At 72.3% G+C, this 13,373-nt stretch carries 11 protein-coding genes; 7 read left to right on the top strand and 4 right to left on the bottom strand.

Translation table 11 applies throughout. The features are described from left to right. Positions 1-18: 18 nt before the first annotated feature. Both AB0367_RS24035 and AB0367_RS24030 read right to left on the bottom strand, forming a co-directional pair. Positions 19-426: a VOC family protein gene (locus AB0367_RS24035; protein ID WP_366228643.1), complete on the bottom strand. Its 408-nt coding sequence runs from the start codon at positions 424-426 to the stop codon at positions 19-21. Positions 427-538: 112 nt separating this feature from the next. Then, a complete protein-coding gene (locus AB0367_RS24030; RefSeq protein ID WP_366228642.1) occupies positions 539-2,044 on the bottom strand; it encodes an MFS transporter in 1,506 nt (501 codons plus the stop codon). 228 nt (positions 2,045-2,272) lie between these two features. Here AB0367_RS24030 and AB0367_RS24025 point away from each other — a divergent pair, with 228 nt between their 5' ends. The 7 genes from AB0367_RS24025 (at position 2,273) to AB0367_RS23995 (ending at position 10,536) form a co-directional block, all read left to right on the top strand. After that, a complete protein-coding gene (locus AB0367_RS24025) occupies positions 2,273-4,102 on the top strand; it encodes a discoidin domain-containing protein (RefSeq protein ID WP_366228641.1) in 1,830 nt (609 codons plus the stop codon). A gap of 82 nt (positions 4,103-4,184) precedes the next feature. Next, positions 4,185-4,607 carry a MarR family transcriptional regulator gene (locus tag AB0367_RS24020; RefSeq protein ID WP_366228640.1) on the top strand — a complete coding sequence of 141 codons (423 nt, stop codon included), beginning with the start codon at positions 4,185-4,187 and terminating at the stop codon, positions 4,605-4,607. A 5-nt stretch (positions 4,608-4,612) separates the two neighbouring features. After that, positions 4,613-6,307, top strand: a complete 1,695-nt coding sequence (locus AB0367_RS24015; RefSeq protein ID WP_366228658.1) for an MFS transporter — start codon at positions 4,613-4,615, stop codon at positions 6,305-6,307. A 73-nt stretch (positions 6,308-6,380) separates the two neighbouring features. Next, positions 6,381-7,565, top strand: a complete 1,185-nt coding sequence (locus AB0367_RS24010) for a metallophosphoesterase (protein ID WP_366228639.1) — start codon at positions 6,381-6,383, stop codon at positions 7,563-7,565. Positions 7,566-7,612: 47 nt separating this feature from the next. After that, entirely contained in the window at positions 7,613-8,893 is a 1,281-nt protein-coding gene (locus AB0367_RS24005; protein WP_366228638.1) for a cytochrome P450, read from the top strand. An 86-nt stretch (positions 8,894-8,979) separates the two neighbouring features. Next, positions 8,980-9,420, top strand: a complete 441-nt coding sequence (locus AB0367_RS24000; RefSeq protein WP_366228637.1) for a universal stress protein — start codon at positions 8,980-8,982, stop codon at positions 9,418-9,420. A 120-nt stretch (positions 9,421-9,540) separates the two neighbouring features. Next, positions 9,541-10,536 (top strand): septum formation family protein, encoded by a 996-nt coding sequence (locus AB0367_RS23995; RefSeq protein ID WP_366228636.1) that lies wholly within the window; start codon positions 9,541-9,543, stop codon positions 10,534-10,536. Between the two features lie 19 nt (positions 10,537-10,555). Here AB0367_RS23995 and AB0367_RS23990 read toward each other — a convergent pair whose 3' ends face one another. Both AB0367_RS23990 and AB0367_RS23985 read right to left on the bottom strand, forming a co-directional pair. Beyond that, entirely contained in the window at positions 10,556-12,355 is a 1,800-nt protein-coding gene (locus AB0367_RS23990) for a PAS domain S-box protein (protein ID WP_366228635.1), read from the bottom strand. Positions 12,356-12,368: 13 nt separating this feature from the next. After that, the gene (locus AB0367_RS23985; protein ID WP_366228634.1) at positions 12,369-13,349 is read right to left on the bottom strand and encodes an aminoglycoside phosphotransferase family protein; all 981 of its coding nucleotides are present in this window, start codon (positions 13,347-13,349) and stop codon (positions 12,369-12,371) included. Positions 13,350-13,373: the final 24 nt, after the last annotated feature.

The following is a 13,373-nucleotide window of genomic DNA, read 5'->3' as shown; positions in this document are numbered from 1 at the left end:
TCGTGGGTCGAAGAAACCTCAGCGCCGCTCGTTGATGCGGATGAGGTTGCCCGCGGGATCGCGCACGGCGCAGTCGCGAATCCCGTACGGCTGCTCGGTCGGCTCCTGGACGACCTCGGCGCGCTCCTGCAGCCGCGCGAAGACCCCGTCGAGATCGGCGGTGGCCAGGACGATCATGGCGTAGGTCCCCTTGGCCATCATCTCGGCGACGGTGCGGCGCTCGTCGTCGGTGATGCCGGGGTCGGCGGCCGGCGGGTGCAGGACGATGGACGTGCCGGGCTGGTCCGGCGGGCCGACCGTGATCCAGCGCATCCCGCCGTAGCCGACGTCGTTGCGGACCTCGAAGCCCAGCAGGTCGCGGTAGAACGCCAGCGCCGCCTCCGGGTCGTCCTGCGGCAGGAAGGTGTTGTGAATGGTGAGGTCCATGGCCCTCACGCTAGCGGCGCCCGGTGGCCCGTGCTTCTTGAATCCTGATCGGTCGCGGGCTCGGCGGCTCGGCGTGGCGGCCGGCGGCGGCTGGTTGGCGTGGCGGTGGCGGTCAGCCGGTGGCGCGGGGGCGGGTGGCGCGGGGGCGGGTGGTCACGGCGGACAGCGGGGTCGCCACGTGCTCCAGCGACCTGCCCTCCGCGTCCACCCCGAGCACGATCTCCACCACGCCGCCGATGATCATCACGGCGGCGCCGACGAGGTAGCCGATGAACAGCTTGCCCGGGTCCGTGCCCTCGCCGATCAGCCAGCCGTAGAAGACCGGGCCGATCGCGCCGAAGCACTGGGCGATGGCGAAGAACACCGCGATCGCCTGGGCGCGGATCTCCAGCGGGAAGACCTCCGAGACGGTGAGGTACGCCGCGCTCGCCCCCGCCGAGGCGAAGAAGAAGATGACGCACCAGGCGAGCGTCTGCGTGAAGGCGTTGAGGATGCCCGCGTCGAACATCCACGCGCAGATCGCGAGCAGCGCGCCGGAGAGGATGTACGTGCCGGCGATCATCCTGCGCCGGCCGGCGGAGTCGAAGAGGTGGCCCAGCAGCAGCGGGCCCGCGAGGTTGCCCAGCGCGAAGGCGATCAGATAGATCGGCGTCTTCTCGGCGTCGACGTGGTAGAACTTCGACAGCACCAGCGTGTACGTGAAGAAGATCGCGTTGTAGAGGAACGACTGCGTGATCATCAGGGTCGCCGACAGCGTCGAGCGGGCCGGCATGTGCCGCAAGAGCACGCGCAGCAACGCCAGGTAGCCGTGCCGGGAGGATGGGCGGATCTCCAGCGCGTGTGACTCGTCGAGGGGGGCGAGGGTCTGGCCGGACGACTCGGCGTCGCGCTCGATCCGGGCGATGGCCTCCTCCGCCTCCCGCTCGCGCCCGTGCATGACCAGCCAGCGGGGGCTCTCCGGGAGGTGCCGGCGCAGCCTCCAGATCAGCAGGCCGATGATCGGGCCGATGAGGAAGCCCAGCCGCCAGGCGATGTTCAGTGAGACGTGGTTGAGCAGCACGTATGTGCCCAGGGTGCCGATGATGGCGCCGCCCCAGTAGGTGCCGTTGACGCCGATGTCGACACGGCCGCGGTACCTCGCCGGCATCATCTCGTCGATCGCGGAGTTGATCGCGGCGTACTCGCCGCCGATGCCCGCGCCGGCGATGAACCGGGTCAGGTAGAGGAAGCTCAGGCCGGCCGTGTCGTTGCCCCAGGTCAGCGCGGTGAGCGCGTTGCCGGCGAGGTAGACGCCGAGGGTCACGATGAACAGGTTCTTGCGGCCCAGCGCGTCGGACAGGCGGCCGAAGAGCAGCGCGCCGAAGACCTCGCCGAGCAGGTACACCGTGGCGATCGCGCCGACCTGCGTGCTGGACAGCCCCAGGGTCTCGTGCTTGTTGAGCACGGCACCGACGGCGCCGGCGATGGTGATCTCGAGGCCGTCGAGCACCCAGGCGGTGCCGAGCGCCAGCACCATGCGGGTGTGGAACGGGGCCCAGGCGAGCCGGTCGATCCGGGCCGGGATCAGGCTGCGGATGATTCCGCCGGTGGGGGCGGAAGCCGATGGTGTGTCAGCCAACGTGCACCTCCCAGCGAGCACCTGTGACGGGAGGTGCCCGGTGGGCCAGACATCAAAACCCGCCACTTGACGTGAGCGTGCGAATCGATAAGGCTGCTATTGAGAGAGCGCTCTCTCATCCCCGCCAGCGACCAACGCCCGCCAGTGCCGGTCCACCGCCTGACCCGGCGCGTTTCGAGGTGCGGCGTCGATCGCCGACGCCCCAACCCACGTCAGGGAGCAGCATTGATGCTCGACAAGTCCAGACCACCCACCCACGAGGACATCGACAGAGGTAACCGGAAACGGCGGCGCCCGCTGATCGTGAGCGCGCTCTCCGTGGCGGCCCTGCTCGTCGGCTACGCGGCGTTCACGATCGGCAGCGCCAGCGCCGCGAGCACCCTGCTGTCGCAGGGCAAGCCGACCACCGCCTCCTCGACGGAGAACGCCGGCACGCCCGCCTCGGCCGCCACCGATGGCAACACCGCCACCCGCTGGTCCAGCGCGTTCAGCGACCCCCAGTGGATCCAGGTCGACCTGGGCCAGACGGCCACGATCGACCAGGTCGTGCTCAACTGGGAGGCGGCATACGCGAAGTCCTTCCAGGTCCAGACGTCCGCCAACGGCACGACCTGGACGAACATCTACAGCACCACCACCGGGACCGGCGGGGTGCAGACCCTGGCCGTGTCCGGCTCCGGGCGGTATGTGCGCGTGAACGCCACCGCGCGCGGCACCGCCTACGGGTACTCGCTGTGGGAGTTCCAGGTCTTCGGCTCGTTCGGCACGACCGGCGGTGGCTGCGGCACCGCCAACGCCGCCCAGGGCCGCCCGGCCACGGCGTCGTCGACGGAGAACGCCGGCACGCCCGCCTCCGCCGCCTTCGACGGCAACACCGGCACCCGCTGGTCGAGCGCGTTCGGCGACCCGCAGTGGATCCAGGTCGACCTGGGCGCCACCGCCAGCATCTGCGGCGTCGACCTGAACTGGGAGGCCGCCTACGCGACGGCGTTCCAGATCCAGGTGTCCGACAACGGCACGTCGTGGACGAACATCTACAGCACGACCACCGGCACCGGCGGCGTGCAGCAGATCACCGCGTCGGGCAGCGGCCGCTACGTGCGCCTGAACGGCACGGCGCGCGCCACGGCGTACGGGTACTCGCTGTGGGAGTTCGCGGTCCACGTGAACGGCGCCGTGCCGACCACGCCGGGCAGCACCCCGCCCGTCAGCACCTCGCCGAGCAGCCCGCCGCCGCCGGACCAGTTCTGGGGCGACACCGCCTCCATCCCCGCCGCGAAGAACGTGGTCATGGTCAAGGTGCTCAACCGCACCAACGGCAAGTACCCGGACAGCCAGGTGTACTGGAGCTACAACGGCCAGGTGCACTCGATCGCCGAGCAGCCGTACTTCGACATGCCGGCCAACACCGCCGGCCGGATGTACTTCTACGTCGGCAGCCCGAACAGCCAGTACTACGACTTCATCGAGTTCACCGTCGGTCCGGCGGTGTTCAACGGCAACACCACCCGCGTCGACGCGTTCGGCCTGAAGCTCGCGATGCGGCTGCACGCCAAGGACGGCTACGACGTGCAGGTCGGTGAGGACTACCAGACCTTCACCGAGTCGCGGGAGGCCACCTTCGCCAAGTTCATCGCGGAGGTGCCGCAGGAGTTCAAGGTCCTGGCCCAGTCGCAGGCGCCCTACCGGATCATCGCGCCCGGCAGTGACCCGACCTTCCGCACGGGCGGGGTGAACCAGAACTACTTCACCGCCTACGCGTCGCAGTACGGCATCAACGCCCCGACCTCCGACGTGTTCGGCTGCGCCGGGGTGCTCGCCGAGGACCCGGGCAACTGCGCCGCGCTCAACCGGCACGTGCGCCAACGGCCGCAGTCGGACTGGTCGACGCCGAGCCTGTACTACCAGGCGGCGCCGGCGAACTACTACGCCAAGTTCTGGCACGACCACGGCATCAACCAGCTGGCGTACGGCTTCCCGTACGACGACTACGCCGGGCAGTCCTCGTTCATCGCGCACGGCAACCCGCAGTACCTGCTGGTGGCCGTCGGCTTCTGATCCGTACCGAAGGGAAGGGGTGGCGCGGTTTCACCCGCGCCACCCCTTCTTCAGTCCAGGTTTATCAGTCTACATTTACTATATGAACGACGAGAGCACCGCCGCCGCGCTGCAGGTCGCGGTCGGCCGGCTCGTCCGGCGGCTGCGCCAGACCCACGTGCCCGGGCAGATGACCCTCTCCGAGGCCTCGGTGCTGTCCCGCCTCGACCGTGACGGCGCCGCGACCCCCGGCGAGCTGGCGGCCGGCGACCGGGTCAAGCCGCAGGCGATGGGGGTCACCCTGCAGGCCCTCGAGCAGCGCGGTCTCGTCGCGCGCTCGCCCGACCCGGGCGACGGCCGGCGGGTGCTGATGAGCATCACCGACGAGGGCCGGCGACTGTTCACCGACCGGCGCTCGCTCAAGACGCACGCGCTCGCCGAGGCGATCGGCCGGCTCGACGACGACGAGCGGCGCGCCCTGACCGAGGCGACCCGGCTGCTGGACCGGCTGGCGGAGCAGCTGTGACCGCCATGCTCGAGCGGACGAAGGCCGAGCGGTACAAGTGGGTCGCGCTGTCGAACACCACGCTCGGCATGCTCATGGCCACCATCGACGGCTCGATCGTCATCATCTCGCTGCCGGCCATCTTCCGCGGCATCGGCCTGGACCCCTTGGCGCCGGGCAACATCGGCTACCTGCTGTGGATGATCATGGGCTACCTGCTCGTGTCCGCGGTGCTGGTCGTGGCGCTCGGGCGCCTCGGCGACATGTTCGGCCGCGTCCGGATGTACAACATCGGCTTCCTGATCTTCGCGATCGCCTCGATCGCCCTCTCCCTCGACCCGTTCCGCGCGCAGTCGGGTGCCCTGTGGCTCATCGGCTGGCGCATGGTGCAGGCGTTCGGCGGCGCGATGCTCACCGCCAACTCGGCGGCGATCCTCACCGACGCGTTCCCGGCCAGGCAGCGCGGCATGGCGCTGGGCGTCAACCAGATCACCGCGCTCGCCGGGCAGTTCCTGGGCCTGCTGCTGGGCGGGGTGCTCGCCGCCGTGGACTGGCGGGCGGTGTTCTGGGTCAGCGTGCCGGTCGGCGTGGTGGGCACGATCTGGTCGTACCGCAGCCTCCGCGAGACCGGCGAGCGCCACCGCGCCCCGATCGACTGGGCCGGCAACCTGACGTTCGCGGCCGGCACCGCGCTGATCCTCGCCTCGATGACGTACGGCATCCAGCCTTACGGCGGCCACCCGACCGGCTGGACGAACCCAAAGGTCCTCACCGGCATCGGCATTGGCGTGGCGCTGCTGGCCGCCTTCGTCGCCATCGAGTCGCGCCTGTTCGGGCTGGGGCCGGCCGCGCCGATGTTCCGCCTGGGCCTGTTCCGCATCCGCGCGTTCGCCGCCGGTAACCTGGCCGCGCTGCTGGTCTCGATCGCCCGCGGCGGGATGCAGTTCATGCTCATCATCTGGCTGCAGGGCATCTGGCTGCCGCTGCACGGCTACCGGTTCGAGGACACGCCGCTGTGGGCGGGCATCTTCATGCTGCCGCTGACCGCCGGGTTCCTCGTCGCGGGCCCGGTATCGGGATATCTCTCCGACCGCTTCGGCGCCCGCCTGTTCTCCACCACGGGCCTGGTGCTGGTCGCCGCCGCGTTCGCGGGCCTGCTGCTGATCCCGGTGAACTTCCCCTACCCGCTGTTCGCCGGGCTGCTGCTGCTCAGCGGACTGGGCCAGGGCATGTTCGCCGCCCCCAACACGTCGGCCATCATGAGCAGCGTCCCGGCGGACCAGCGCGGCGTCGCCTCCGGCATGCGGGGCACGTTCCAGAACGCGGGCACGTCCCTGTCGATCGGGGTCTTCTTCTCGCTCATGGTGGCGGGCCTGGCCCGGGCCCTGCCGGACACGCTCACGACGGGCCTCTCAGCCCAGGGTGTACCGCACGACGTCGCCGCCTCGGTCGCGTCACTGCCCCCGGTGAGCACCCTGTTCGCGGCGTTCCTGGGCAGCAACCCGATCGAGCACCTGCTGGGCGGCGCCGTGCTGTCCACACTCCCGCCCGGCAACGTGGCCACGCTGACCGGCCACGAGTTCTTCCCGAACCTCATCGCGCAGCCCTTCCACGACGGCCTGGTCGTGGTGTTCGGCGCCGCGGTGGTGATGACCCTGCTGGCCACGGCCGCGTCGGCCTCCCGCGGCCACCACGTCCGTCAGCACGTCCGTCAGCACTGACACCCCGCCGGCCGCCGGGCCGCTCTCAGGTGGCTCTCAGCAGGCGTCTGGCACGGCGTGCCAATATTTCCCAATGGCGACTACTGAGGCGGTATCGGGTCCTGCCGTTCGGCGGCGTTCACTCCTTCGGCCGCTCGCGTTCGTGGCGACGCTCGCCGTTGTGCTGGGGCTGCTGTTCGGGGTGCCGTGGTGGTCGCTCGTCATGGCCGGCAACGCGTGGCCCGGCGTCGTGCGGGTGCTCGGGACCGTGGTCTTCGCGGCGGCGCTCGTCGTGTTCCCCGTCACCATGTTCCTCGGGCACGGGCGGGGCGTGGACTGGGCGGCCCGCACCGGCGACACGATCCTCGGGGCCGTGTGGATCCTGTTCGTCTGGGCCGTGGCCGGGGACCTGCTGCGCCTCGCGCTGCTCGCCGGCGGGGTCGGCGACCCGGTGCGCTCGCGGGTCGCGGCCGGCTTCACCGTCCTCGTCGCCGTCGGGCTCGGGGTCTGGGGGTATCGCGAGGCCATGCGCGTCCCGCGCGTGCGCCGCGTCGAGGTGCGCATCCCGCGGCTCGGGGCCGGGCTCGACGGGCTGAAGATCGTGCAGCTCACCGACACCCACTACGGGCCGATCGATCGCGTCGCGTGGTCCAAGGGCGTGACCGAGGTGGTCAACTCGCTGGAGCCTGACATCGTCACGCACACCGGGGACATCGCCGACGGCACCGTCGCCCAGCGCACCGCCCAGGCCGCGCCGCTCGGGGACGTGCGGGCCCGGCTCGCGCGGGTGTACGTCACCGGCAACCACGAGTACTTCGGCGGGGCCCAGGGCTGGCTCGACCACATGCGGGCGCTGGGCTGGGAGCCGCTGCACAACCGGCACATCGTCGTCGAGCGCGGCGGGGACCGGCTCGTCGTGGCGGGCGTCGACGACCGTACGGCCGCCGGGGCCGGGCTCGAGGGGCACCGCGCCGACCACGCGCTGGCGCTGGACGGTGCCGATCCCGATCTGCCGGTGCTGCTGCTCGCCCATCAGCCCAAGCAGATCGACGCCGCCGTCGCGCACGGGATCGACCTGCAGCTGTCCGGGCACACCCACGGCGGGCAGATCTGGCCGTTCCACTATCTCGTGCGCCTCGACCAGCCGGTGGTGCAGGGGCTGACCCGCCACGGCGCGCGCACCCAGCTGTTCACCAGCCGTGGTACGGGCTTCTGGGGGCCGCCGTTCCGCGTGTTCGCGCCGAGCGAGATCACCGAGATCACCCTGCGAGCGAAGTAGACCGCCCTCCACCTCCTTGGTACCGTTGAGTACCAAGGAGGTGGGCCATGCCGCTTGGGCTGCTGGGGCTGCCGGGCACCGCGATCCGCTGGGCGAGCAAGCACGGCTTCACGCGAGCGGGCATCAACGCCGCCGCCCGCAAGGGCGACGAGCAGGCCCGCTTCTTCACCGATCCGGCCGTGCGCCAGCAGCCGTACGCGTTCTACACGACGATCCGCGACACCGCGCCGCTGGTGCGCGGCCGCCTGATGTGGGCCACCGCCCGCCACGACCTGGTCAGCGCCGTGCTGCGCCACGACGCCTTCGGCGTCGCGTTCGCCGACCGGCCCCTGCCCGCCCCGGTCGCGCTCATGTTCCGGTTCAGCCGGCGCAGCGCTCCGATCGGGCCGGTCGACCCGCCGTCGATGCTCGTCGTCGACCCGCCGGACCACACGCGGTACCGCCGGCTGGTCTCGAAGGTCTTCACCGCCCGCGCCATCGAGGGCCTGCGCCCGCGCATCGAGCAGACCTGCGACGAGCTGCTGCGGGACCGGCCCGCCGACCTCGTCGCCGGCTTCGCCTCCCTGCTGCCGGTCACGGTGATCGCGGAGATCCTCGGCATCCCGCTGGACATGCGCCGGCAGTTCCTCGCCTGGGGCAACGCCGCCGCGCCGACACTGGACCTGGGGCTGCCCTTCCTGACGTACCGCCAGACGGAGATCAACATCAGGCGGGTCAACGTGTGGATGCGCGGGCACTTCGCCCGGCTGCGCCGCGACCCCGGCGACGACCTGCTCAGCCAGCTGGTGCGGCTGGACGACCTCAGCGATGACGAGCTGCTGGCGACCGCGGGCCTGCTGCTCGCCGCCGGCTTCGAGACCACGGTCAACCTGCTGGGCACCGGCGCCTGGCTGCTGATGCGCCACCCGCGGCAGCTGGCGATCCTGCGCGACGAGCCGCAGCGGTGGGGCAACGCCGTGCAGGAGGCGCTGCGGTACGACTCCCCGGTCCAGGTGACGGCCCGGGTGTGCCGGCGGGAGGCCGAGCTCGGCGGGCAGCGCATCGAGCCGGGCCGGGTGGTCATGGCGATGCTCGGCGGCGCCAACCGCGACCCGGGTGTGTTCGCCGACCCGGACCGGTTCGACGTCACGCGGGCCAACGCCCGCGAGCACCTGTCGTTCTCCGGTGGCGTGCACTACTGCCTCGGCGCGGCGCTGGCCCGCCTCGAGGGCGAGATCGGGCTGCGGATGCTGTTCGAGCGCTACCCCGGCCTGCGCATCGACGGCACGCCCCAGCGACGCGGCACCCGGGTGTTGCGCGGATTCTCCAGGCTGCCCGTGACGATCTGAGCGAGCCGCACGCCGGCCGTCGCCGTGATTCGTGGTAGTCACCGCCCCGAGGTGGCGGCGCCGGACGCTTGGGGCATGCTGTTCGCGTGCAGTTCGAACTCGGGACCGACGGACCCAAGGTCATCGTGGTCGGTGTCGACGGTTCGGATACGTCGATGCGCGCCGGGGCGTATGCCGCGGGCCTGGCCCGCCGCCAGCGCGCCCGGCTCGTCGTCGTCTACGTGACGGGCGCCCCGGCCGCGAGTCGCCTGGTCGCCGAGGCCGCGGGCGCCGTCGAGCAGGCCATCAACGAGTCGATCGAGGACATGCGCCGCCAGGTCGAGCAGGGCGCCCTGGAGACCGGCGTGGCCACCGACTTCATCGCCGTGCGCGGTGACCCCTACGGGGAGCTGATTCGCGTCGCCACTGACCTGCGCGCGGACGCGGTCGTGGTCGGCGCGTCGAGCCGCTTCGGCCATCGCTTCGTCGGTTCGCTGGCCGTCCGCCTGGTCAAGTCCGGCCGCTGGCCGGTCACCGTGGTCCCGTAGGAAGCCTCGCCCGGCTGCTCGCGTTCGTCATGCCCTGGCGCGCCGGGGCCGCGTCGGGCCTGGTCGCGGAGCCCGGCCGCCGGAGCCCGAGCGCCCCGGCGGCCGTTGACAAACGCCTTGATGCTGGCGACAGTCTTGATCAGCATCGCGGAGCGGCTGCGGGCCGTACGGGGGGGATGGACGACGATGATGCGGGCTGCCCGGCTGTGGACGGCTGCCGTGTTCGGCGGGGTGCTCCTGGCGGCGACCGCCTGTCAGGCGCCGCCGCCCGGAACGGACGGTGACCTGGTCGACGACTGGCCCGCGCTGGCCGCCCCGGTGTTCGACGTGCCGGCGGTGGGAACCTGCCTGGACAGCACCGCCCGGAAGCGGTTCGATCCCAGGTTCTACCGGGCCACCCCGATCGCCTGCGACCAGCTGCACGCCCTGGAGGTCGTGCTCATCGGCACGGTGCAGGGCAATGCCGCGGACGCGTCGGCACCGCCCGAGGCCGGCAGCGAGGCATTCCAGGCCGCCTACACCGCTTGCGGCAAGGCGGCCGGCGACTACGTCGGTGGCGACTGGCATGACGGCCTGCTCGGCATCGAGGTGCAGCTGCCGACGTCGACCCCGTGGAAAGCGGGCAAGCGCACGTATGTGTGCTCCATCTACGGCACCAGCAGCGCCTACGGCGACATGGCCTTCCGCACCGGTTCCCTCAAGGGCGCCCTCGCCGGTTCCGCCCCGTCGGCGTTGCGGTGCCTGGAGGTCGTCGGGGATGCGGGCGTCGACGGCTGGTACGAGCGGATCGTCACGATGACGCCCCTCGACTGCGCCCGGCCACACGGCGCGGAGTACGTCGGCAGCGTCCAGCTCACCGGTGGCACCCTCCCCGCGGACGACGTCCTGAGAAGCACGTCCATCGATCTCTGCTGGACGCTGGCGGCCCGGTTCTTCGGCCTCACGCGGGAGCGGTTCAACCGCCGCCCGGACCTCCTCAGCATCGCGTGGGACGGCATGGACCAGCAGCACTGGCAGACCGGGGATCGCTATCAGCGTTGCTTCGTGCTCGTCTCGTCCGGCAAGAAGCTCACGGCCACGCTCAAGGACTTGGGCACCGGCAAGCTTCCGGTGTGAACGACGACCAACGCTCACATCACCGCGACCCGCGGGCCGAGCCGTCGCGGTCGCGCGCGCCAGGGGCGTCGTTGAAGGCGCGGCGCAGCGCCTCGTGCTCGGCACGGCGCTGATCGGTCACGTCGCGCAGGGTCACGACCATGCCGCGGACCAGGCGGTCGTCGCGCAGGTCGCGGAAGATGACCTCGACCAGGATGCGGGCGCCGTCGGGGCGGCGCAGGCTCCACCGGTCGCGGGTGCCGTCGCGGTCGTCGCTCAGGGCGCGCTGGACGGTGCGCAGCACCTGGTCGCGGTCCTGCGGGGCGACGATCTCGCGCAGCGTGGCGAACGGGGTGGGCCAGATGCCCAGCACGTCGGCGACCGACGGGCTCGTGTATCGGATGCGCTGGTCGTCGTCCAGCACCAGGACCACGTCGCCGCCGTGCTCGGTGACCGTGCGCAGATATTCGTCGCTGTCGCGGCGGCTCGCGGCCTCGGTCAGGCCGATGCGGGCCAGCGCCAGGGCGGCCTGCCCGGCGACCACGGACACGGCGTCGAGCGCGGTGAGCAGGTCGCGGCGGTCGCCCGCGACGTAGAGCACGCCGGCGTCGAGCGGGCAGACCAGCACGTGGCCGTGCTCGGCCAGCCGGGTGCTCCACAGCGGCGGGATATCGGCGACGGGCTGGACGCGCGGCGCGGACAGCTCGCCCAGGGGCAGCAGGTCGGTGAGGCTGAAGTCGACGACGATGTCGTGCCGCGCCCCCTCGGGCAGCAGGGTGCGCACCGCGGCCTGCACGGCGGCGGCGACCTGACCCGCGTCGGTGGCGCCGACGAGCACGGCGCCGGCCTGGCGCAGCGCGCGCTCGCGGCGCAGGGCGCCGGCGTGCTTGCCGACCGCGTCGCGCAGCCGCACGACGAGCAGGACGAGGGTGATGCCGGAGGCCACCGCGATGACCGGGCCGTCGTGCACCGCACCGGTCATCGCCTGCACGAGCAGCAGCAGCGGCGCGAACGCGGCACAGGCCAGCAGCAGCGCCATGGCCGGGCCATGCCCGTGCCCACGGACGGGGCCACTGACGGGGCCGCTGGCGGGGCCGGCCGGGCCGGGCGGGGGAGCGCTCAGCCGGGCCATCGAGGGCAGCAGCGCGGCCGCGCCCCAGGCGGCGTAGAGCACGACGTAGGCGAGGTCGGCCGGGCCGCCGGGCTTGAGGCCGCCGTGGGCCTCGGCGCTGCCGTAGGCCACGTCGCCGACGAGCATCCCGGCCGCGCCGATCGCGAGCAGGACCGCGGAGGCGTTGCGCGGGGCGGCGCTCACCAGACGGACGGTCACCATGAGCACGATGACGTCGCCGAGGGTGAACGCGGCCTGGACCGACCAGTCAGCGGCCGTCATGGCGCCGCCGGCCATCCGCGGCGAGGCGACGAACACCCAGCTCGCCAGCAGCGCCGCGGTGCCCAGTGCCAGCAGGTCGAGCAGGCGGGAGCGGTCGTCGAGCAGGGCGCTCTCGCGGGTCAGGCCGATGAGGGCGACCGTCACGATCGGGAACATGGCCAGGTAGGCGAGCTCGGCCGAGGTCGCCGGGCCACCGCTGGACGAGACGAGGCCGTAGGCGAAGTCGCCGGCGGTCATCGCCAGCAGCGCGCCGGCCAGCGCCCACCACGGGCCGGGGCGCTGCGGGCGGACCCGCGCGATGCCGGTGACGATCGCACCGGCCGCGCACAGGCCGATGCCGGCCCACGCCACCGCGTCGAGGCCGGGCCGGGCGAACAGCAGGGCCGCCAGCGCCGCCATGAGCGCGGCGTAGCCGACCAGGACTCGCCCACCGCCGCGCACGCCCATCGACATCCTCACCTCAGCCCAGGTCGCGCAGCTCAGCCAGCAGCAATGGCGTCACCCATTCGCGGCGTTCGCGCGCCACCTCGCCGGTCATCGCCCGGCTCGGCATCTCGGTCAGCAGCAGAAGATAGAACTGGATCCGGTACATCATGAGCCGCGCCCGTTGCGCCGCCGTGAACGCGTGCGGTGCCGGGCCGTGGTATCCGAGCAGCACCGGGTGCCCGGGCTCATCCTCCATGCGCCGGCCGATCGCCGTGCACACGAGGTCGTAGAGCGGGTCGCCCCAGAAGTACCGCTCGCCGTCGACGAGCCCGGTGAGCCGGCCGGCATCGCACAGCACGTTGCCGTCCCACAGGTCGAAGTGCACCAGGACCGGCTCGCGGACCTCGGCCAGGGCGCCCGAGTGCCGCTCGAACGCGGCCATGATCCGCTCCTCGGGCACCGGCAGGGCGACGCCCCAGTCGCGGGCGTCGGCGAGCAGGTCGGCGGTCATCGCCACGAACGCCTCGGGCCACGTCTCGCCGCCGGCCCGGCCGTGCGCCGCCGACCCGCCGTCGTAGCCGAACCGGGTGCCCGTCACGGTGTGCAGGCGGCGAAGGGCGGCGCCGAGCTCCCGCCGTACCGAATCCTGGGCCTCGCGGTCCTCCGGCTGCTCCGTCAGGGGCCGGCCGGGCAGCAGCCCGACCACGACGACCTCGTCGTCGGCGTCGAGCACCGGCGGCACGGGCACCCCGCCCACGGCCCCGGCCAGCCGGTAGTAACGCGCCTCGGCGGCGATCACGCCCCGCTCGTAGCGCAGCAGCGGCACCCCGGGCGGCGGGCCGATCTTCACGACCGCCTCGGTCCCGTCGTCGAGGGTGGCCCGCCAGACGGCCGCGAAGGTGCCACCCGAAAGTGCTCCACAGTGGACGGCGATGCGGCCGAAGCGCTCGCGCAGCACGGCGGTCACGGACTCGGGGGTCAGCTGGCGCTGGGTCGGGCTGGTGACGGCGGACACGCGCACACCTTACGCGGCCGCGGC

The sequence above is a fragment of the Dactylosporangium sp. NPDC051484 genome (assembly GCF_040689395.1).
GTDB lineage: Bacteria > Actinomycetota > Actinomycetes > Mycobacteriales > Micromonosporaceae > Dactylosporangium.
This window is presented reverse-complemented; position numbering and strand designations above follow the sequence as displayed.

Excerpts from the sequence above, each read along its gene's own strand:
- AB0367_RS24035 (WP_366228643.1), bottom strand. The coding sequence starts at position 426 with ATGGACCTCACCATTCACAACACCTTCCTGCCGCAGGACGACCCGGAG.
- AB0367_RS24025 (WP_366228641.1), top strand. The coding sequence starts at position 2,273 with ATGCTCGACAAGTCCAGACCACCCACCCACGAGGACATCGACAGAGGT.
- AB0367_RS24020 (WP_366228640.1), top strand. The coding sequence starts at position 4,185 with ATGAACGACGAGAGCACCGCCGCCGCGCTGCAGGTCGCGGTCGGCCGG.
- AB0367_RS24015 (WP_366228658.1), top strand. The coding sequence starts at position 4,613 with ATGCTCGAGCGGACGAAGGCCGAGCGGTACAAGTGGGTCGCGCTGTCG.
- AB0367_RS24010 (WP_366228639.1), top strand. The coding sequence starts at position 6,381 with ATGGCGACTACTGAGGCGGTATCGGGTCCTGCCGTTCGGCGGCGTTCA.
- AB0367_RS24005 (WP_366228638.1), top strand. The coding sequence starts at position 7,613 with ATGCCGCTTGGGCTGCTGGGGCTGCCGGGCACCGCGATCCGCTGGGCG.
- AB0367_RS23995 (WP_366228636.1), top strand. The coding sequence starts at position 9,541 with ATGCTGGCGACAGTCTTGATCAGCATCGCGGAGCGGCTGCGGGCCGTA.
- AB0367_RS23990 (WP_366228635.1), bottom strand. The coding sequence starts at position 12,355 with ATGGGCGTGCGCGGCGGTGGGCGAGTCCTGGTCGGCTACGCCGCGCTC.